We start from the raw sequence: 20380 nt of genomic DNA on the forward strand, positions 1-20380 counted from the left end.
GAGAGTGTGATCCTTCCGCGACGCAGGGTGACCACAATGTCCGAGCCCCCCAGGCATAATCTTCCAGCCGAGCCCAACAGGTTCGTGGGTCGCGAGCGCGACGTCGACGACCTGTGCGGGCTGCTGGGCGAGACCCGCGTGGTCACCCTGTGCGGGGTCGGCGGCATCGGCAAGACCCGGCTGGCCCTGCGGGTCGCCGCCCGGCTGGTGCCCTCCTACCCGGGCGGCGTGTGGCTGGTCGAGCTGGCCAGGCTCACCCGGGGCGAGCTGATCCTGCAAGAGATCGGCCACGCCCTCGGCATCCACGAAGAGGGCACTCGCCCGCTGCTCGACACGGTGACGGCCCGCCTGCGCGACACGCACGCCCTGCTGCTGCTCGACAACTGCGAGCACCTGATCGACCAGTGCGCGGAGGTGGCCGCCGAGCTCGTCGCGGCGTGCCGGGGCCTCGGCATCCTGGCCACCAGCCGCGAGCCGCTGCGCATCGCCAGCGAGCTGGTCTGGCGGGTGCCGCCGCTCGACCTGCCCGACGAGCGGCATCCCGACGCCGAGTCCGTGCTGCTCTTCGTCGACCGCGCCGCCGCCGCGGGCACCAGGCTGAGCCAGGCGAGCCGGGCCGACGTCGTACGGCTGTGCCGGGCGCTCGACGGGCTGCCGCTCGCGCTGGAGCTGGCCGCGGCCCGCACCAGCCTGCTCAGCCCCGGGCAGATCGTCGACCGGATCGACGGCCGCTTCTCGCTGCTCACCACCGGCGGCCGTACGGCTCCGCCCCGCCAGCGCACGCTGCTGGCCGCGGTCGAATGGAGCTACGACCTGCTGTCGGCCAAGGAGCAGGTGCTCCTGCGCAGATTGTCGGTGTTCGCCGGGTCCTTCGACCTCGAACTCGCCGAGCAGATCTGCGCCGACCGGCCCATCTCCGAGGCCGAGATCGTCGACCTGCTCGGCGCCCTGGTCGACAAGTCCCTCGTGCTGTGCGACGAGGAACGCAGACGCTACCGGCTGCTGGAGACCATCAAGCACTACGCGGCCGAACGGCTGGCGGAGGCGGCCGAGCGCGAGGTGCTGCGCGACCGGCACCTGGAGGTGCTGTGCGAGCTGCAGCTGCGCCACTTCGGCACGGAGATGGTCGAGCCCGACCTGCCGTGGCCGGTGCGGCTGGCCGCGCTGACCGCCAGCCGGAGCCTGATCGACGACCAGCGGGCCGCGCTCGACTGGGCGATCGCGTCCGATAACGCGCCGCTGGGCCTGCGCCTGTGCGCCTACAGCACCAGCCTGCTCCCGGTCAGCAGCGCCAACCCGGCCGAGATCGTCGGCTGGGTCGAGCGCCTGCTGGCACTCGACCTGACCCAGGTGTCCGACGAGCAGATCGCGCACGCCCAGGCGTACCTCGCATATGGGCTGGAGGGCCGCGACGAGCTGGCCCGCTCGCTGGAGTGCGCCAGGGCTAGCCTGGCGGGCCTGGGCGACGACAACGTCTTCCCCAGCTGCGTCATGCACAGCCTGGTCGTCATACTGCTGCTGCGCATGGGCCGGGCCGACGAGGCGCTGCACCACGCCGAGACCGGCCTGGCCGTGGCCACCGCCTCCGGCGACCAGTGGAACCAGGCGGCCGGGCTGGCCGGGCTGTCGGCGGTGGCGCTCACCCGCGGCCGGTTGCGCGAAGCCCAGTGTCACGGTGAGGAGGCCCTGGCCAAGGCGCGCCAGCACGGGCACCGCTGGCTGCTGGCCAGGACCGCGACACAGCTCGGCGCGGTCGCCGAGGCACGCGGCGACCTGGTGAAGGCGCTGGCCCAGTACGAGCTGGCGGTCCCGTGGCTGGAGGAGCTGAACGGCACCATCGAGCTGGCCCGCTGCCTGGCCAGGATCGGCCGGGTCGCGGCGCTGCTGCACGAGTTCGGGGTGGCCAGGGAGCGACTGGCCGCGAGCCTGTCGCTGAGCAGGCTGACCGGGCAGCGCCAGGGCGTGGCCCGCTGCCTCGTGGGCCTGTCGGTGCTGGCGGAGGCCGAAGGCGACCTGGAGAGCTCCGTGCTGGCCGCCGCCTCGGCCACCGCGCTCCGCGAGTCGATGGGCCAGCTCTCCGCGACGAGCCGCATCGAGGAGCTGCTCACCCGCGCCCGCGGCAAGCTCGGCGAGAGCCGCACCGCGGCGCTCTGGTCGCGGGGCAGGACGATGAGCCCCGACGACGCCGCCCGTCAGGTCCTCGCGGGCGAACGGCCGGTCCAGGCGGGTCCCATGGTGGCCGAGCCCGTCAGGCACTCGCTGCTGACCGCCCGCGAGCAGGAGATCGCGGCCCTGCTGACCAGGGGCCTGTCCAACCGGGCCATCGCCGAGGAACTCGTCATCAGCCCCGCCACCGTGGCCAGGCACATCGCCAACATCATGGAGAAGCTCGGCTACACCTCGCGCGCTCAGATCGCGGTGTGGGCCGCCGAACAACCACGCGGTTCTGCATAGCGATCTGCATATTCCGCCCCATGTGTGCATGAGATGCCCTCCATAGCGTGGGCGCCATGGAGGAGCGCATCGTGATGGTGGACTCTGGCACCGGTCTGTGTCTCACCGAGGGGCAACTGGACGAGAGGTCGGCCGCCGCGACCGTCCAGCTGCGCCGCCGGGGCGTGCGCGCGGGCGACACGGTGCTCATCTGCCTGACCGTCGGTCCCGATCTGCTCGTGGCGACCGACGCGGTGATAGCCGTCGGCGGGATCGCCTGGCCGATCCCGCCGGAGCTCGACGCGGGCCGGCTGCGAGACCGGATCATCGCCAGCCGGGCCCGGCTGATGATCTCCGACCTGCCTCAGGCGATGGACGCGGCGAAAGAGTCCTGGGTCCGCATGGTGGTGAGCGTCGCGGACCTTCGCTCATATCCGGCCAGTCGCGAACCGTGCACGGAAAGTGATCGCGCCAGGCGGCGAACCAAGGGAGACTGTGAGGGAGTGTGATCCTCCCGCCAACACTTGGACCTACCTCATGACTGCGCAAGTCCAGCACAACCTCCCCGCCGAACCGAACCGTTTCGTCGGACGGGCACGCGACGTGGCCGAGCTGTGCGCGCTGGTCCGCGGTGAGCGCGTCGTCACGCTCAGCGGAGTGGGCGGCATCGGCAAGACCCGGCTGTCGCTGCGGGTCGCGGCCACGGCGCTGCCCGGCTTCACCGACGGCGTGTGGCTGGTCCAGCTCGCCCGCGTCAGCGACCCCGAGCTGATCGTGAAGGAGATGGCCGACGTGCTCGGCGTCCGGGAGGAAGGCTCCGAGCGGCTGCTCGACGGTCTCCGGGTCCGGCTGCGCGGCACCAGGACACTGCTCCTCCTCGACAACTGCGAGCACCTCGTCGAACCGTGCGCCGAGCTGGTCGCCGGCCTGATCGCCGACTGCCCCGAGCTGAGATTCCTGCTCACCAGCCGCGAGCCGCTACGCATCCCCGGCGAGCTGATCTGGCGGGTGCCGCCGCTCGACCTGCCCGACGAGTGTCATCCCGACGCCGAGTCCGTGCTGTTCTTCGTCGAGCGGGCGGCCGCGGCCGGAGCCCGCGCGGTGACCGACAGCATGCCCGACGTCATACGGCTGTGCCGGGCGCTCGACGGGCTGCCGCTCGCGCTGGAGCTGGCCGCGGCCCGCAGCAGCCTGCTCAGCCCCGGCCGGATCGCCGACCGGATCGGCGACCGCTTCCGGCTGCTGACCACCGGCGACCGCACCGCCCACGCCCGCCAGCGCACGCTGCTGGCCACGGTCGAGTGGAGCCACGACCTGCTCGACCACAAGGAACGCGTGCTGCTGCGCCGGCTGTCGGTGTTCGCCGGGCGCTTCGACCTCGACCTGGCCGAGCAGGTGTGCGCCGACGGCGGCCTCCTGCGCGGCAGCGAGGTGCTCGACGTGCTCAGCGGCCTGGTCGACAAGTCGCTGGTGCTGCACCACGGCGACGGCGGCCGCTACCACCTGCTGGACACCATCAGGCACTACGCCGCCGAGCGGCTGCGCGAGGCCGGCGAGGAGGCGCGGCTGCGCGGCGGCCACCTCCAGGTGATCTGCGCCGAGATGGAGCGCTGTTACGAGGCCGGTTCGCTCGGCCGCCGGCTGTCGTGGCCGGCCCGCGCCGTGCACTTCGCCAGGGGCCGCACGCTCCTCGACGACTGCCGGGCGGCGATCGACTGGGCCGTCGAGTCCGGCAGCGCCGAGCTGGGGCTGCGCCTGGCCCGCGCGGCGCTGGCCATCCTCGCGGTGCGCGGCGACCTGAGGGAGAGCGTCGGCTGGTACGAACGGCTGCTGGATCTCGACCTGTCCGACGTGCCCGCCGACCTGATCGGCGTGGCCAAGGGCGGCCTCGCCTTCGGGCTCGAAACGCGCGACGAGCTGGACCGGGCCGCCGGGCTCCTCGAGGAGAGCATCGAGGAGCAGCAGCGGCACCCCTACACGCACTGGCTCGGCGTCACCTACGGCGTGGCCCTGACCGTCTTCTTCCGCACCGGCCAGAGCGACACGGCCTTGCGCTACCTGCGCGAGCTCGAAGCGGCGGCCGCCGGGCACGACGACCTGTTCAACCTGACGACCGCCCGCATCGCCCGGCTCAACCTGGCGCTGTTCCAGGGGCAGCCGCGCCAGGCCCAGCGGTTCGGCGAGGAGGCGCTGGCCCTGGCCATGGAGTCCGGTCACCACTGGACCCTCGCCAGGGCGCTGACCCACCTGGGCGCGGTGGCCGAGGCGAGGGGCGACCTGGAGGCGGCCATGCGGCACCACGCGGCGGCGCTGCCCATCCTCGAGGAGCTGGACAACCGGGTCGAGCTGGCCCGCTGCCAGGCCAAGGTCGGCAGGGTGGCGGCCCGGCTGCACGACTTCCCCGCCGCCCGGCGCAGTCTGGCCGCCAGCCTGGTGCTGAGCAGGCAGACCGGCCGGCGCAGTGGCGTCGTCCGGGCGCTGGTCGCCCTGTCCGTCCTGGCGCAGGCCGAGGGCGATCTCGACGGGGCGGTCCTCGCCGCCGCGGCGGCGAGCGCGTTGCGCGAGTCGATCGGCCAGCACGACGCCCCGGCCCGCACCCAGGAGCTGCTCTCGCTCGCCCGCGACAAGCTCGGCGAGGGGCGCGTGGCGCTGCTCTGGGCGAGCGGCACCGAACAGGAGCCCGGCGCGGTGGCCCGGCGGATCCTCGACCGGACCTCCGATGCCGCAGACCTCCTCGAGCCCGCCGTCCTGACGCCTTCCCTGCCCGCTTCCCTGTTCGTGTCCTTGTCGGGGCCGGCCGTCCGCGAGCTGCGCAACGCGACGCTGACGGTGCGCGAGCGGGAGATCGCCGGGCTGCTCACCGAGGGCCTGAGCAACCGCGCCGTCGCGGCGCAACTGGTGATCAGCCCCGCGACGGTCGCCAGGCACGTCGCCAACATCATGGAGAAGCTCGGCTTCAGCTCGCGCGCCCAGATCGCGGTCTGGGCAGCCGAACACGGCCTCGACAACCGGTGACCATAAGCTCGGAAGCATGCCGCTCGCCCCGAACTTCCCGCTCATGCTCCGCACCGAGGACGGCGTCCGCATAGACGCCGCGCACACGCCCTCCGCCCGCTCCGGCCTCGGCATCGTGGTGGCCCACGGGTTCACCGGTGGGTGGCGGGACCGTGCCACGAGGCGCATCGCGCACGTGCTGAGCGGCTATGGCGGCGTGATCGCGTTCGACTTCCGCGGGCACGGGCGTTCCGGTGGCGAGTCCACCGTGGGCGACAAGGAGATCCTCGACGTCGAGGCCGCCGTGCGGCACGCGCGGGTGATCGGCTATCCCAAGGTCGCCGTGGTCGGCTTCTCCATGGGCGCCGCCGTGGCCGTACGGCACGCCGGGCTGCTCGGCGGTGTCGACGCGGTGGTCTCGGTGAGCGGCCCGGCGCGCTGGCACTACCGTGGCACCAAGCCGATGCGCCAGGTGCACTGGGCCATCGAGCAGCCGATCGGCAGATGGACGGCCAGGATGGCCAAGCACACCAGGATCGCCCGCGGCCGGTGGGAGCCGATCCCGGTGCCGCCGCACGAGGCCGCGGCCCTGATCTCCCCGACGCCGCTGCTGATCGTCCACGGCGACTCCGACGCGTTCTTCCCACTCGAGCACGCGTACCAGCTCTACGAGGGCGCGCGCGAGCCCAAGCGGCTCTGGATCGAGCAGGGGTACGGCCACGCGGAGTCCGCGGCCGGCCCGGAACTCATTCGTCGCATCGGAAAGTGGATCGGTTCGAACCTTTTCTGAGTAATAGACGTCTATCTAGGGCGGATGGAAGAAATCCGCCGGGAGAAAGTCCTTGGGGAAGGAAACCGCCGAGGCGGTGACCTTAGGACATACTTCGTGGAGTAGCGGGTTTCGCACCTAGCGTTGCGGGGGCGCGCTGGGTGTACATCCCGTGAGAAGGGGCTCCGGTACGTCGTACCGGAGCCCCTTTTCTCAGCCCAGGCGCGCGATCGTCTTGTACTCCAGGTAGCTGTTGAGGCCCTCGGGCCCAAGCTCGCGGCCCACGCCGCTGGCCTTGTAGCCGCCGAAGGGCGCGTTCGACTCCAGCATGAAGCAGTTGATCCCGTAGGTGCCGGTGCGGACCTGGCGGGCCACCTCCATGCCATGGTCGGCGTCGGCGGTCCAGACGGTGCCGGCCAGGCCGTAGTCGCTGTCGTTGGCGATGCGGATCGCGTCCGCCTCGTCCTCGTACGGGATCACCGCCAGCACCGGGCCGAAGATCTCCTCGCGGGCGATGCGCATGTCGTTGGTGACGCCCGCGAAGACGGTCGGGGCGACGTACCAGCCGTGGTCCATCGGCCGGTCCAGGCCGCCGACGACGACCTTGGCGCCCTCGTCCATGCCGGCCTTGATGTAGCCCTCGACGCGGTCCTGCTGCCGCTTGGCGACCAGCGGGCCGATGCCGGTGCCGGGGTCGGCGGGGTCGCCGACGGGCTGGGAGGTGACCATGTTCGCGACCGCGTCCACGACCTCGTCGTAGCGGTTCCGGGAGGCCAGGATGCGGGTCTGGGCGACGCACGCCTGGCCGTTGTTCATCAGCGAGGCGATCGCCAGCATGCCCATGCTGGCCGGCAGGTCCGCGTCGTCGAGGATGATCGCCGCCGACTTGCCGCCGAGCTCCAGGCTGACCCGCTTGAGCTGCTCGCCGCAGATGGCGGCGATGCGGCGGCCCGCGGCGGTCGAGCCGGTGAAGGCCACCTTGTCCACGCCCAGGTGGGAGACCAGGTGCTCGCCGGCCTCACGGCCCGCGGGCACGATGTTGAGCACGCCGGCCGGGATCCCGGCCTCGATCACCATCTCGGCGAGCAGGTACGCGTCGAGCGGCGTCTCCGGCGCGGGCTTGAGCACGATCGTGCACCCGGCCAGCAGCGCGGGCGCGATCTTGGTCATCGCGACGAACTGCGGCACGTTCCACGGCACCACGGCCGCCACCACGCCCACCGGCTCCCGCCGCACGGTCGTCGGCCCGAACAGGCCGGGCCGCTGCTCCTCCTGGGCGAACGTCTTGCCGTAGTCGGCGTAGTACTGCAGCATGCCGAGGGGCTGCGGCGCCTGCGCCAGTTGGGAGAAGGTGATCGGCGAGCCCATCTCCTCCGTGATGAGCGCGGCCATCTCGCCCTGCCGGGTGGCGTAGATCTCGGCCAGCCTGCCGATCACCTCGGCCCGCTCGGCGAACGTCATGCGCGGCCACGGGCCGTGGTCGAACGCCTGCCGCGCCGCGGCCACCGCGCGATCCATGTCCGCGGCGGTGCCGTCGGGCACGCGGCCGACGACCTCTTCCGTGTGGGGGGAGATGACATCGATGGTTCCGGTCCCCGCCGGGGCCACCCATTCGCCCCCGATGAACAGCGTGTCGTGCTGGCGCATGTCGTGAGCCTCCTGCTTGACCGAATGCTTGCTTGTCACAGACTGCCTCAAGCTGACCGAACCATGTTCTGTCCACGCGCGCAAGAGGGGTCCGGCACGCGCGCACGCGGGCCGGACCCCTCCGGCGGATCAGCCGAGCAGGTGCCGCAGGGACCGCTTGACCAGGTCCGTGCGCATGGCCTGGGTCGTCAGGCTCTCGACGCCGAACCCGAGGTAGACGGTGTCCTTGGTGGTGATGCCGCCGCCCTCCTCGAACGCCTGGTCCGTACGGGCCCAGTTGTTGATCGAGGGCGAGGTGCCGGCGGGCGGCGGCGCCACGGTCCAGCCGCCCAGGTCGGACTCGAACGAGGTCTGCTCCGCCGTCGCGCCGTTCAGCGTGACGGTGAGGTCGTCGAGGAAGACGCCCGCGCCCTGGGTGCTCCAGTCGCTGACGTACGAGATAGACAGCTCCACCTGTTTGCCCGCATAGGGGGTCAGATCGACCTTCCACTGCTGCCAGCCGGCCGAGTTGCCCGTGGCCGCGTTCCACGAGCCGGAGGTGCCGGTCGGCTCGCAGCCCAGCCCCTGGTAGCGCTGGGTGAACGGGTGGATCGCGCGCCAGCCCGCGCCGCCGCTGGGCGGGTCGCAACTGCTGCCGGTGCTCTGCGTGGTGTGGCCGTTGACGTCCGGCAGCGTGGTCCAGTCGTCCCCGCCCACGGTGTGCGCCTCGACCGTGAAGAAGTCCCAGCCGGCCTCGGTGTCGTAGGAGGTCCAGAACGACAGGTCGCCGCTGGTCCTGCCGGTCAGGTCGACGGTCTTGGTCAGCCGCTTCCAGGAGACGTCGGCGATGCCGCTGTAGACGTCCCAGGAACCGGTGTGCGGGTCGAACGGCCCGCCGGGCCGGGCCCACTTGACGGGGGCGGAGCTCGCGAACCGCGGGAACCGGGCGGCCGGCAGGATCGCCGACGTCGCCACGAACGAGTTGGTGTGGCTCGGCTCCAGCGTGCCGTGGAAGCCCTGGAACCGGCCGCTCGCGCCGTCGAGCGCGAACGGGAGCCCCGTGGCCGGGTCGGTGCCCGAGTCGTCGAAGAAGACGTACGCGCCCAGCCAGTACTGCTGGAAGTCGTTGAACACCTGGATGCACGGCGGGTCGTCGGGATCCGCGCACTCGGGCTGGGCCGGTTGGTCGGGCTCGTAGTAGTACGCGCCGTTGTTGTTGGCCGCGTACGACGGGTACTTGCCCGCGTGCAGGAGCTTGCCGCCCTCGTTCAGGTAGTCGCGCACGGCCAGCTCGGTGTCGACGCCGCCCTTGGAGGTGGTGCCGGGCACCTGGCCGGCGGATCTGGGGATGATGTCGTCGCCCGTCTCCCAGACCACCGCCTTGTAGTGGCTGAGCACGCCGAGCGGGTGGGGAGCCTTGCGGCCCATCGTGTCCATGTCGTAGACGTCGGAGCTGTAACCCGCCTCGTCGAGCGCCTTGACGTAGTCGTCGGCGTACTTGGCCTCGGTCACGCCCTGGACGGGGCTGAGGCCCGTGACGTCCTCGGTGGCCAGCACCAGCACCTTGCCGCCGATGTCGGCGGCGACCTGGTAGGTGAAGTCCGCGCTCTTCTTGCCGATCGAGCTGAACCAGACCTTGACCTTGTCACCCGGCCGGGTGCCGGTGATCGTGCCGCGCAGCCAGTGGTAGTAGGCGTTGTAGCCCTTGCCGTAGCGCTCGCCGCCCCGCCACTCGCCGGTCGGCACGGTCTTGGTCCTGCCGCCGTTGACCTGGTAGTTCAGGAAGACCGGGCCGAGCTTGCGCTTGGCGTCCACCTGGACCACCTGGTCCCTGCCGTAGCTGACCTCGAACGGGTCGAGCACGAAGTCGGCCGTCGCGTTGCCGAGGTGGTTGACCGGCTCGCACCAGTTGGTGGCCGACTTGGCCACGTCCATGGCGAACGGGATGTTCTTCGCGAACTCCGCCTGCACCAGCGCCTCGTCGTCGGGGAAGACGAATCCGCAGCCGTCGCAGCCCTCGTCGAGCTCCGGCGTCCAGGCCAAGGTGCCGTACGTGCTGTGCGCGTGGTCGGTGGTCTCGCCGTTGGTCGTGTACAGCTCGGCGCCCAGATCGGGGTCGAAGCCCGGGATGGCCGGGTTGGCGTCGTTACCGGAGATGGCCTCGTAGATCGGGTTGTCCGCGGTCTTGGTGGCGATCTGCCAGCCCATCGGGTAGAGCAGGAGCGGGCCGAAGGAGTGGTAGTTCACCTGGGCCTTGAACCTGATCCGCCGGAGCAGCCCGTCGAGCGCCCTGGTCTCGGGCTCGCTGGCGGGCCCCGTGCCGCGGTAGGTCTCGCTGCTCGGGATCGAGGAGGAGCCCTCCTCGTCGTAGTGGAAGTTGGTGGCGTAGTTCCGGTTCGGGTCGACGCCGTCGCCGGTGCTGATCTGCCCGTCGCCGTTGTTGTCGCGCAGGTTCTTGCGCCACAGGCGGTTGCCCTCGGTGAAGGTGAAGTCGTAGCCGTCGGGGTTGGCGACCGGCACGAACCAGAGCTCGGTCCTGTTCAGCAGGTCCCTGAGCGAGGATCTGTTGGCGATCACGTACTTCAGCAGCCGCATGTCCACCTCGGTGGAGATCCACTCGCGGGCGTGCTGCGTCGCCGAGTACAGCGTCGCCGGCTTGACGCCGTCGGGCAGCACCCTGGCCAGCGTGCTGACCTTGACGGCGAGGATGTCCTGGCCCTTCAGCGACTTGCCGAGGGACTCGATCTTCACGAGGTCCTTGTTCGCGTTGGCGATGGCCTTGAGCTGGTCGGCGATCCCGCCGGGCGCGGAGTAGGACTTCCAGACGGTGTAGCCGCCGGCGGCCTGCGCCTTGGCCGCCTCCAACTGGCTCTGGCCCTGCGGGTTGCGTACAGGCTCCGGCTGGTAGCCGAGCTTGCGCAGACCGTCGAGGTCGGTCTGGGCGGCGGTCACCTCGACGTGTTCCGTGCCGCCCCGCGTGTCCTGTTGTACGACGTCGAAGCCCTTCTCCCTGAGCGCCTGGCCGGTGCCGGGAGTGCTCTCGAGCTGGTAGAGCTCGATCCTGTCACGGGGAGGTAATGGGTCCACCGTGGCCTGGGCTTCCAGGGCGACGAGGGAGGTGCCGAGGCCGAGGATGACGGCCATGGACAGGGCCAGTAATCGAGACACGGGTCTGCCCCTTCGCAGAGACGAGTTTCGTCGCCATCTCAAACCGATCCGTCGCCCCCGGCAAGGCCCAATCCTTATTTCGGCCTTAGATCGGACAAATCTACAGATAGTTCGCCAAGAGGGCGTGACTTGTGGCGTTCAGGTGACAATCTTCAAGATCATCTTCTATAGTTTCGCTCCGTCTATGAGGGGAGGACGGACGTGAAAATCAGTCGCTTCGCCCTATTCGCCATCGTCTTGGCGGGGCTGTTCGCGTTCCCTCTCCCGGCCTTCGGCGATCCCAACCCGGCCGAGCTGCGTAAGCTGACCAAGCAGGCGTCCCAGCTCAACGAGCTCTATCGAGGCCAGATCCAGAGCCTGGAAGAGGTCCGGATCCAGGCGAAGAAGGCCACCGACAACTCCGGCGACCTGGAAGCCCGGCTCGCCGACGCCAAGGCCGACGTGACGTCGATCGCCCAGAACACCTACATCATGGGCCCGATCGACGGCACCCAGCTCTTCAGCCCGACGGTCGACCCGTACACCGCGCTCGGCCAGGCGGCCAACATGACCTACCTGGCCAACGAGCGCATCAGCAAGATGCGGGGCATCCAGACGTTGATCGACAAGTCGAAGGATGCCAAGCGGGCCGCCGCCAACAAGATCGAAAAGCTCCGAAAAGAGATCAAGGAGATGCAGGGCAAGCGCCGCGAGATCGAGCGGCTGCTCGCCAAGTTCGGCTTCCAGCAGCCGGGTGGCTCCTCGGGGCTCACGCCGCGCATGATCGCGGTACGTGCGCAGATCATGCAGAACTTCCCCATGCCGTACGGCGTCGGCTGCCTGCGTCCCGGTGACCCCGGCGAGCACGGCAAGGGCCGGGCCTGCGACTTCATGATGTCGAGCGGCGGCAGGGCGGCCTCCGGGGCCGACGCCGACCGGGGCGACGCGCTGGCCGAGTGGCTGATCAAGAACGGGCCCCGGATCGGGGTGATGTACATCATCTGGAAGCAGCGCTACTACGACATCCGGTCAGGCGGCGGCTGGGATCCCATGTCGGACCGGGGCGGCGTCACCGCCAACCACTACGACCACGTGCACGTGTCGGTCTTCTAGGGGTTCTGGGGCTTCGCGGCGGTCAGGCGGTCGCGCAGCCAGGCGTACGACGCCTTCGGGGTGCGGCGCAGCGTGTCGAAGTCCACGTGCACCAGGCCGAAGCGCTGGTGGTAGCCCTCGGCCCACTCGAAGTTGTCCAGCAGCGACCAGACGAAGTAGCCCCGCACGTCGACGCCCTCCGCCGCCGCCTGCTCGACCGCCGTGATGTGGCCGTCGAGGAAGGCGATGCGGCCCTGGTCGTCGATCGTGCCGTCCGGGCCGGGGACGTCCTCCTGGGAGCAGCCGTTCTCGGTGACGTACACCGGCGGGAGCGCGGCGCCGTACCTGGCGTGCAGGCCCGTCAGGAGCTCGCGCAGGCCGTCGGGGACGACCGGCCAGCCGAAGGCGGTCGTGGGGTAGCCGGTGACGCCGAGATCGGTGAAGGGCAGGCCGTCGTCCGCGGGCGCGCCGATGCGGGTGGGGTTGTAGTAGTTGATGCCCAAGCCGTCCAGGGGTGTGGAGATGACGGCCAGGTCGCCCTCGCGGACCACGTCGTCCAGGGTGCCGATGGCCTTCAGGTCCGGGTACTCGCCCAGCAGGATCGGGTCGTTGAACAGGCGGTTGTGCAGGGTGTCGTACGCGTCGGCCGCGGCCAGGTCCTCGGCCGACCCGGAGGCGGGCCAGACCGGGGTGCAGTTGTTCGTGATCAGCACCTGCCGCGCCCCGGCCGCGCGCAGCGCCTGTACGGCCAGGCCGTGGCCGAGGAGCTGGTGATGGGCGACGGGCAGGGCGTCGAACAGCAGGGCCTGGCCGGGGGCGTGGACCCCCATGCCGTACCCGAAGGCCATGTGCACGAACGGCTCGTTCAGCGTGATCCACATGGGGACGCGGTCGGCGAGGCGCTCGGCCGCTACCGCCGCGTATTCAGCGAAGTGATGGGAAATATCGCGGTTCATCCACCCGCCGAGGTCCTGCAGCGCCTGCGGCAGGTCCCAGTGGAACAGGGTCGGCACCGGCGCGATCCCCGCCGCCAGCAGCCCGTCGACCAGCCGGTCGTAGAAGTCCAGGCCCCTCGGCTCCACCCGGCCCGTGCCGAGCGGCAGCACCCGTGACCAGGCGATCGAGAAGCGGTAGGCGTTGACACCGAGGTCCGCCATGAGCGCGACGTCCTCGGGCCAGCGGTGGTAGTGGTCGCACGCGGCGTCACCGGTGTGCCCGTCGCGGATGCGGCCCGGCTCATGGGAGAAGGTGTCCCAGATGGAGGCGCCCCTTCCGTCATCCGTGACGGCGCCCTCGATCTGGTAGGCGGCAGTGGCCGTACCCCACAGGAACATACCCGCTCCTTAGCGATCATCCGAGTGCCACTCATGTTAACTGGCGGAGGACTCCGGAACCCTACCTGGCGGTAATACGCCAAGATGGGGGGCATGACGAGTACCCTGCGCCGGCGTCCAGCCCAACGCCGCAGCGTGGAGCGAGTCGAACGGATGCTCGACGAGTGCGCACATTTGCTCGACGAGGTCGGTTACGAGGCGCTGACCACCAAAGAGGTCGCGCGCCGGGCCGAGGTGCCGATAGGCACGTTCTACCAGTTCTTCTCCGACAAGCAGGGCCTGGTGCGAGCGCTGGCCCTGCGCAACCTCGACGCCTTCCTCCACCGCATCACCGAACGCCTCACCGAACGGATCGCCGAGGCCGATCTCGATCACTGGACCGACCTGGTCGACCTGTCCATCGACGAGTTCGTCGAGATGAAGCGGACCGTGCCGGGGTTCGCGGTGGTCGACTTCGGGGAGGTGCTGGTGGCGCCGGGCGGGCCGGCGATCGAGGGCACCAACCGGATGCTCGACGCGGCGCTGGAGAACAACGTCGTCGTCGCCGACCGGCTGCGGGCGCTCACGCTCGACCTGCTCGACACGCCTACCGGGCCGGGGTTCGACCGGGCCCTGCTGGTGGCGGTCGAGGCGGCGGACGCGGTGCTCAAGCTGGCGTTCCGGGTGTGCCCCGACGGCGATCCCGACCTGATCGTCGAGTGCAAACAGCTGGTCCACCGCTATCTGGCCAACCACCTGCCCTGACCGTCCTGCTCGCCGGGCGGGCGCCGGGCCGCTAGCGGGAGCGGCGGGTGGTCTGGGGGATGTCCTCGACCAGCCACAGACCGCCGCCCGCCAGCATCAGTCGTCCCTGCGGCCGTCCACGGGAGCGCTCCCGAAACCACCACAACAGTGATCGTCTCGGCGACAAGCGCGGCCGATCGTCGGGCCGGGGGGCCGGGCTCGGGCTCAGCACGCCGCGCCCACCTCCGCCGCCACCTCGCGCGGCACGGCCAGCCGCCGGGTCGTGCCCGGATGGTGGTAGATCTCCGGTGGGCGGTCGGTCTGTGTGCAGGCGCCCGCCGTCAGCGTGTTGTAGGCCCACAGCGTCACATCGGGCTTGGCGCGTACATACTCCAGCGTCTCGTCCGTCGCCAGCACGTGGCCCGCCTCGGCGAGCCGCGTGAGCGGTCGCGGGCGCAGGTAGGTGTGGCGGAGCTGCAGACATGTGTACGGCAGCCAGCCCCGCGCCGCAGACAGCTCCAAGGGGACGGAACGGTCCTCGATGTGCGACCAATACACAGGGATGTAGTCCGTCCTTAATCTCTGCAGGCTGCCTCCGGCCTTGGCGAACCAGTCCAGGATGGCGAAGGTGTCCTTCGCGATCGTGCCGAGTGCGATGTTCATGGCCACGACTGTGGAAGCTGGAGTGCGGTCCATGTCAAGCCGTGGGATCGGTTGACCTGGAGTGGGCTCCAGGTGCGATGCTTCTGCCGTGAGCGTCTACACACCCGCCGAGGTGGTCGAGGAGACCGGCTTCACCCTGGACACGTTGCGCTATTACGAGAAGATCGGCCTGCTCGAACCCGTCGGCCGTAACGCGGCCGGGCAGCGCAGGTTCAGCGAGCAGGACGTGGGCTGGCTCGGCACGATCCGGTGCCTGCGCGACACCGGCATGCCGATCGCCGAGATGCTCCGCTTCGCCGATCTGGTCCGCGCGGGCGATCACACGATCCCGGACCGGATCAAGCTCCTGGAGGAGCATGACGGCCGCGTCCGGGAGCAGATCGCCAACCTCACCGAGCGGCAGCGCTACATCCAGAACAAGATTTCCTACTACCGCAGAGTCGTCTAGCCCTGCCTTGGGGGTCCGGTTGTTAGACCGGGACCATGGCCGGACCCAGGGCGAAACGGATCAATATCCCGCTGCGCCGCGTCGCCAGGATGTGCGCGGCGCTGCTGTTCGTGCTGCTGGCCGACGTCACGCTCATCCAGGGGTTCGGGGCGCGGGGGCTCAACGCCGATCCGCGCAACCAGCGCTCGGTCATCGCCAGGTTCGACCATCCGCGCGGCGACATCCTCACGTACGAGGGCGCGATCATCGCCACGAACCGGAAGACGGACGGCGAGTCGTACGCGTATCGCCGCGTCTACACTGACGGCGAGCTGTACGCGCCCGTGACCGGGGAGGCGTCGCTCAACCGGACCACAGGCATCGAGCAGGCCGCGGACGGTGTGCTGTCCGGCGACGACCCGAGGATCCAGGTCCGCTCGCTGGTCAGGCACGGCAGTGCCCAGGGCGCCGCCGTCCGGCTCACGATCAGTGAGCGCGCGCAGTGGGCCGCGTACGAGGGACTCAGGGCGGCGGGCCGGCCGGGCGCCGCGGTCGCCATCAACCCGGCGACCGGCGCGATCCTCGCCCTGGCCAGCTACCCGTCGTACGACCCGAACGCCTACACCACCACCGACCCCGCCGAACTGGCCGAGACGGACCGGCGGCTGCGCGGTGACCCCGGCAGGCCGCTGCTCAACCGGGCGGTGAACCAGAGCTACCCGCCGGGCTCGGCGTTCAGGCTGGTCACCGCGGCCGCCGCGCTGTCGTCGGGCGAGTACACACCCTCCTCGCGGGTCGACGCCCCTGGCCGGCTGCGGTTCCCCGGCGGCACGGTGGCCGGCCTGCCCGGCTCCGGGCTCTGCGGACAGGCGCATCCGACGCTGCCGGACGCCTTCCGGGCCTCCTGCGACGCCGCCTTCGCCGGGATCGGCCTTCAGTTGGGGCAGGACATCCTGCGTGACCAGGCGGAGGCGTTCGGCTTCAACGCCGGCGACCTCACCATCCCGTTGCGGGTCACCGCCAGCACCTATCCCCTGAACATGGACCGGGCCCAGACCGCCCTGTCGGCCATCGGCCGGTACCACGACCGGGCCACTCCGCTGATGATCGCCATGCTGTCGGCCGCCGTCGCCAACCACGGCGTCCTCATGCGCCCGTACCTGGTGGAGGACGTACGGCTGCCGGACGGCTCGCTCATCGACCGGGCCAACCCGACGCCGTACCGGGTGACCATGCCGGCCACCCTGGCCAGGCAGCTCACGTCGATGATGCTCACAGCGCCCGGCGCCGGCGGCTCCGGGACGGCGGCCTCGATCCTGGGGGTGGCGGTGGCGGCCAAGACGGGGGCGGGGGAGGAGCACGCGCTCTTCACGGGGTTCGCCCCGGCGGACCGGCCGGAGGTGGCCGTGGGCGTGGTCGTGGAACACGCCGCTCCGTCAGCCGCCGGCCCCATCGCCCGCGCCGTCCTGGAGGCGGCTCTTTCCTAGCGGGTCGCTATCGATAGGCCGAGGCTTGCAGGGTGTAGAGGTCGGCGTACAGGCCGTTGAGCGACATCAGGGCCGCGTGGTCGCCGTGCTCGATGACCTTGCCGTGGTCGAGCACGTAGATGCGGTCGGCGTAGCGGACGCTGGCCAGCCGGTGGGTGATCAGCAGGACCGTGCGTCCGTCGGAGTGACCGCGGATGCGTTCGAACAGGGCGTGCTCGGCGCGGGCGTCGAGGGCGGCCGTGGGCTCGTCGCAGATGAGCAGGACCGCGTCGCGGTGGAAGCCGCGGGCCACCGCGATGCGCTGCCACTGGCCGCCCGACAGCTCATGGCCGTCCTTGAAGCGCCGGTCGAGCAGCGTGCGGTAACCGTGGGGCAGCTCGGCGACGACCTCGTCGGCGCCGGCCACCGAGGCCGCCGCGTGCAGGGCGGGCTCGCCCTTGTCGGTGCCCATCGTGATGTTGTAGCGGGCGGTGAGCGGCCAGCGGGTGTGGTCCTGCGCGATGACCGCGGTGCGCAGCCGGAGCTCCTCGGGGTCGACGTCGCGCAGGTCGAGGTCGTCCCAGAAGACCGAGCCGCTGTCGGGCTCGTACAGGCCGGACAGGATCTTGGCGAGGGTGGTCTTGCCCGAGCCGTTCTCGCCGACGAACGCGATGACCTCGCCCTGCTTGATCTCGATGGAGACGCCGCGCAGCGCGGGATCGTCGGCGCCGGGGTAGGTGAACGTGGCGTCCGAGACGGAGATCCGCTGGAAGCTCAGCGGGGCGGCGGCCGGCCGGGGGCCGGGGAGACGGCGTTCGGCGTCGGCGCAGAACTCCAGGAAGTCGGTGAAGTAGAGGCCCTCCTCGTAGAGGTGGTTGGTGGCGAACATCAGGCTGGACAGCGAACCCTGGCCCGACCTGATCGCCAGGACGGCGGTGCCCGCCACGGCGAGCGGGATCGCGGCGATCGCGAGCAGGATGCCGAGCGCCAGGTAGACCAGGCCGCTGCCGAGCCCGCCCAGCGCCTCGCCCACGACCCGGGCCCACATCTGCCGCTTGGCCAGGCTGAGCATCACCTGCTGCTCGGCCCGCGCCACCGCGTCGTACATGCGCAGCAGGAAGCCGCGCATGGTGAAGGAGCGCACCTCGGCGGCGGGCTCGCGGTCGGCCAGTAACTCGGCGATGATCCACTTGCGCCGGACGGCCGGGATGAGCGAGTAGAGCGTCGTGTAGCGCATCTTGGCGCTGCGTACGGCGGCCCCCGCGTCGGGCAGCACGGCCAGCAGGAGCAGCGGCAGCAGCACCGGGTGGAGCACGCTCAGCACCCCGGCCACGGCGGCGATGCCGACCGCGGCCGTGACCACATTGATGGCCGAGGAGACCACGGAGTCGGCCATGGCCACGCCGCGCAGCCGGGCCCGCTGGAGCGCGTCGTGGAACTCCGGATCGTCGAAGGCCACCAGGTCGACCCGGCTGGTCAGGCCGTAGAGGCGCTCCTCGGTCTGCCGCGTCACCTGCGGGTCGAGGCGGGCCTGCGCCCAGCCGGCGCCCGCCCGCACCGCGGTGCCCAGCCCCGCGGCGGTGGCCACCATGATCAGGCTGGGCACGGCGGCCATCACCCGGTCGGGCGTCGGCCCTTCCTGGAAGAGCGCGCCCAGCACGCCCGTCGTCGCCAGCAGCCCGAACGCGGTGAACACGCCGCCGAGCAGGTTGAGTGTGACCGTCGCCACGGTGTCGCGCGGGCTGGCCGCCCAGGCCATCCGCATCGCCTGGACCACGAGGGACGGCAGCCGCTTCGCGATGGCGAGGAAGCCGACCTCGGCCATCTTGTCGGTGTGGGCATGCCAGTCGGAGGCGGAGACCTCGCCGAGTTCGAGGGGCTCGTCGGCCATACAGAGAGTGTGCCCGCCGGGTACGACAGTTCTCGCCTCATTTTGCTGTCCGGGCGCGGGGTGGTTGATGACCTGAGCACTCTTCTACGTCTGCATACAGGGCTGCACCTGCCTCTCTACACATCACTGCCTTCACGCGATTACATCCTCGAATGGCCATCTCGACGCATGCGGCGTCCGGTCCGTTTGTCTAACGTTCTGCATGTGATCGGCCACTTAGTGTGGTGGCCGGATCCGCCGGGGCGTCGCGTGTCCATGCGGAGCTTGGCCTCCTCGGAGGGGTGGGGGCCGGTTCCGGACGCGTGACAGCGGGCTCGAGCCGCGCAGGGCTCGGGCCCGCCCACCGTCGGCCGATCGCCGCGCGCTCGTCGGGTGCGTATGCGGACCTGTTATCAGCACATGCCTTGACGGCTCCAAGTGCGAAGTGGGTTGATGGCCCTACTGACAACGTTGTCAACCTTCACCACTCGGGGTTTTCGAAGGGACGGTGTGCGATGCGACGACGGTGGTTGGCGGCCGTCGCGATCACTATGGCGAGCGTGCTCGGCCTGTCCGGCTGCGGTGGTAGCGGCGGCGGAACGGCCAGCCCGCAGGCCACGGGTGGCGGCGAGAAGAAGCAGGTCGAGGTGTTCTCCTGGTGGACAGGGCCGGGTGAGGCCGACGGCCTGAAGGCCATGCGGGCGATCTTCGAGAAGGAGAACCCGAACTACACCTTCTTCGACGCGGCGGTCGCGGGTGGCTCCGGCGACAAGGCCAAGGCGTTGCTGCAGTCGAAGCTTCAGGCGGACACCCCGCCGGACACCTTCCAGGGTCACGCGGGTGCCGAGCTGCAGGGCTACATCAAGGCGGGTGACCTGGAGGACCTCAACGCCCTCTACGACGAGCTGAAACTGAAGGACGTCTTCCCCTCCCAGCTCATCGACCAGATCAGCGTGGACGGCAAGATCTACTCGGTGCCGGTCAACATCCACCGGTCGAACGTGCTGTGGTTCAACCCCAAGGTGCTGAAGGACGCGGGGATCGCGGCCGCGCCCAAGTCGGTCGACGAGTTCATCGCCGACCTCGGCAAGGTCAAGGCCAAGGGCAAGATCCCGCTGTCCATCGGTTCGGAGTGGACCGTGGTGCACCTCATGGAGAGCGTGCTGCTCGGCTCGCTCGGCACCGACGCCTACAACGCCCTGTTCAAGCCGGGCGCCAACTGGGGCAGCCCCGAGGTGAAGAAGGCGCTGGAGAGCTTCAAGACGATCATGACGTACGCGGGCGACCCGCAGGACGACTGGCAGCCCGCGGCCAAGCAGGTGGCCGACGGCGAGGCCGCGTTCAACATCATGGGCGACTGGGCCTACGGCTACTTCCACAACCCGCCGGACGGCGGCCTGGGCAAGAAGTCGAAGGAGGACTTCGACTGGGCGCCCTCTCCCGGCACCGAGGGCACCTACCTGTGGCTGTCGGACAGCTTCACGCTCCCCAAGGGCGCGAAGAACCGTGACGGGGCCCTCGCCTGGCTCAAGGTCGCGGCCAGCAAGGAGGGGCAGGACGCCTTCAACCCGAAGAAGGGCTCCATCCCCGCCCGCAAGGACGCCGACCAGTCGCTCTACACCGACTACCTGGCCGACGCGCTGAAGGACTGGTCGAGCAACAAGCTGGCCGGCTCCATCCAGCACGGAGTGTCGGTGAACCAGCCGTGGCTGGCCTCGATCACCGAGGCGGTCGGCCTGTTCATCGGCAGCAAGGACGTCACGGCCCTGCAGAAGGGACTCGCGGACGCCGCGACGGCCAACGCGCAGTAAGTTCAGTCACCTGGATACGGCAGGC

At 70.4% G+C, this 20380-nt stretch carries 14 protein-coding genes; 9 read left to right on the top strand and 5 right to left on the bottom strand.

Annotated elements, in window-relative coordinates; all coding sequences use genetic code 11:
- Positions 1-36 precede the first annotated feature (36 nt).
- Genes KLK06_RS19630 through KLK06_RS19645 form a run of 4 tightly spaced genes read left to right on the top strand, consistent with a single transcriptional unit; the run spans position 37 to position 6217 of the window.
- On the top strand, positions 37-2454 hold the full coding sequence (locus tag KLK06_RS19630; RefSeq protein ID WP_214636982.1) for a LuxR C-terminal-related transcriptional regulator: 2418 nt from the start codon (positions 37-39) through the stop codon (positions 2452-2454).
- A gap of 56 nt (positions 2455-2510) precedes the next feature.
- Entirely contained in the window at positions 2511-2942 is a 432-nt protein-coding gene (locus tag KLK06_RS19635; protein WP_214636983.1) for an AMP-binding protein, read from the top strand.
- Between the two features lie 28 nt (positions 2943-2970).
- Positions 2971-5448: a LuxR C-terminal-related transcriptional regulator gene (locus tag KLK06_RS19640; RefSeq protein WP_214636984.1), complete on the top strand. Its 2478-nt coding sequence runs from the start codon at positions 2971-2973 to the stop codon at positions 5446-5448.
- Between the two features lie 16 nt (positions 5449-5464).
- Positions 5465-6217, top strand: coding sequence for an alpha/beta hydrolase (locus KLK06_RS19645; protein WP_250905722.1), 753 nt, complete (start codon positions 5465-5467; stop codon positions 6215-6217).
- A gap of 192 nt (positions 6218-6409) precedes the next feature.
- Here the strand turns inward: KLK06_RS19645 and KLK06_RS19650 are convergent, their stop codons facing one another.
- Positions 6410-7843: an aldehyde dehydrogenase gene (locus tag KLK06_RS19650; RefSeq protein ID WP_214637444.1), complete on the bottom strand. Its 1434-nt coding sequence runs from the start codon at positions 7841-7843 to the stop codon at positions 6410-6412.
- 129 nt (positions 7844-7972) lie between these two features.
- Positions 7973-10990, bottom strand: a complete 3018-nt coding sequence (locus KLK06_RS19655) for a M14 family zinc carboxypeptidase (RefSeq protein ID WP_308168336.1) — start codon at positions 10988-10990, stop codon at positions 7973-7975.
- A 201-nt stretch (positions 10991-11191) separates the two neighbouring features.
- On the opposite strand from KLK06_RS19655, the gene KLK06_RS19660 reads away from it, so the two are divergent.
- Positions 11192-12082, top strand: coding sequence for a DUF5082 domain-containing protein (locus KLK06_RS19660; RefSeq protein WP_214636985.1), 891 nt, complete (start codon positions 11192-11194; stop codon positions 12080-12082).
- Here KLK06_RS19660 and KLK06_RS19665 read toward each other — a convergent pair.
- Positions 12079-13395, bottom strand: a complete 1317-nt coding sequence (locus KLK06_RS19665) for a GH1 family beta-glucosidase (protein ID WP_214636986.1) — start codon at positions 13393-13395, stop codon at positions 12079-12081. The two genes, KLK06_RS19660 and KLK06_RS19665, sit on opposite strands and share 4 nt — an antisense overlap.
- Before the next feature lie 93 nt (positions 13396-13488).
- On the opposite strand from KLK06_RS19665, the gene KLK06_RS19670 reads away from it, so the two are divergent.
- On the top strand, positions 13489-14139 hold the full coding sequence (locus KLK06_RS19670) for a TetR family transcriptional regulator (RefSeq protein ID WP_214636987.1): 651 nt from the start codon (positions 13489-13491) through the stop codon (positions 14137-14139).
- Between the two features lie 204 nt (positions 14140-14343).
- On the opposite strand, the gene KLK06_RS19675 is transcribed toward KLK06_RS19670, so the two are convergent.
- Positions 14344-14781 (bottom strand): hypothetical protein, encoded by a 438-nt coding sequence (locus KLK06_RS19675; protein WP_214636988.1) that lies wholly within the window; start codon positions 14779-14781, stop codon positions 14344-14346.
- A gap of 88 nt (positions 14782-14869) precedes the next feature.
- On the opposite strand from KLK06_RS19675, the gene KLK06_RS19680 reads away from it, so the two are divergent.
- Positions 14870-15229 (top strand): MerR family transcriptional regulator, encoded by a 360-nt coding sequence (locus KLK06_RS19680; protein ID WP_214636989.1) that lies wholly within the window; start codon positions 14870-14872, stop codon positions 15227-15229.
- Positions 15230-15264: 35 nt separating this feature from the next.
- Positions 15265-16695 (top strand): penicillin-binding transpeptidase domain-containing protein, encoded by a 1431-nt coding sequence (locus tag KLK06_RS19685; RefSeq protein ID WP_214636990.1) that lies wholly within the window; start codon positions 15265-15267, stop codon positions 16693-16695.
- Between the two features lie 7 nt (positions 16696-16702).
- Here the strand turns inward: KLK06_RS19685 and KLK06_RS19690 are convergent, their stop codons facing one another.
- The gene (locus KLK06_RS19690; RefSeq protein WP_214636991.1) at positions 16703-18565 is read right to left on the bottom strand and encodes an ABC transporter ATP-binding protein; all 1863 of its coding nucleotides are present in this window, start codon (positions 18563-18565) and stop codon (positions 16703-16705) included.
- Positions 18566-19059: 494 nt separating this feature from the next.
- Between KLK06_RS19690 and KLK06_RS19695 the strand changes: the two genes are divergently transcribed.
- Positions 19060-20355, top strand: coding sequence for an ABC transporter substrate-binding protein (locus KLK06_RS19695; RefSeq protein ID WP_214636992.1), 1296 nt, complete (start codon positions 19060-19062; stop codon positions 20353-20355).
- Positions 20356-20380 lie beyond the last annotated feature (25 nt).

The organism is Nonomuraea sp. NEAU-A123 (assembly GCF_018603905.1).
Lineage (GTDB): Bacteria > Actinomycetota > Actinomycetes > Streptosporangiales > Streptosporangiaceae > Nonomuraea.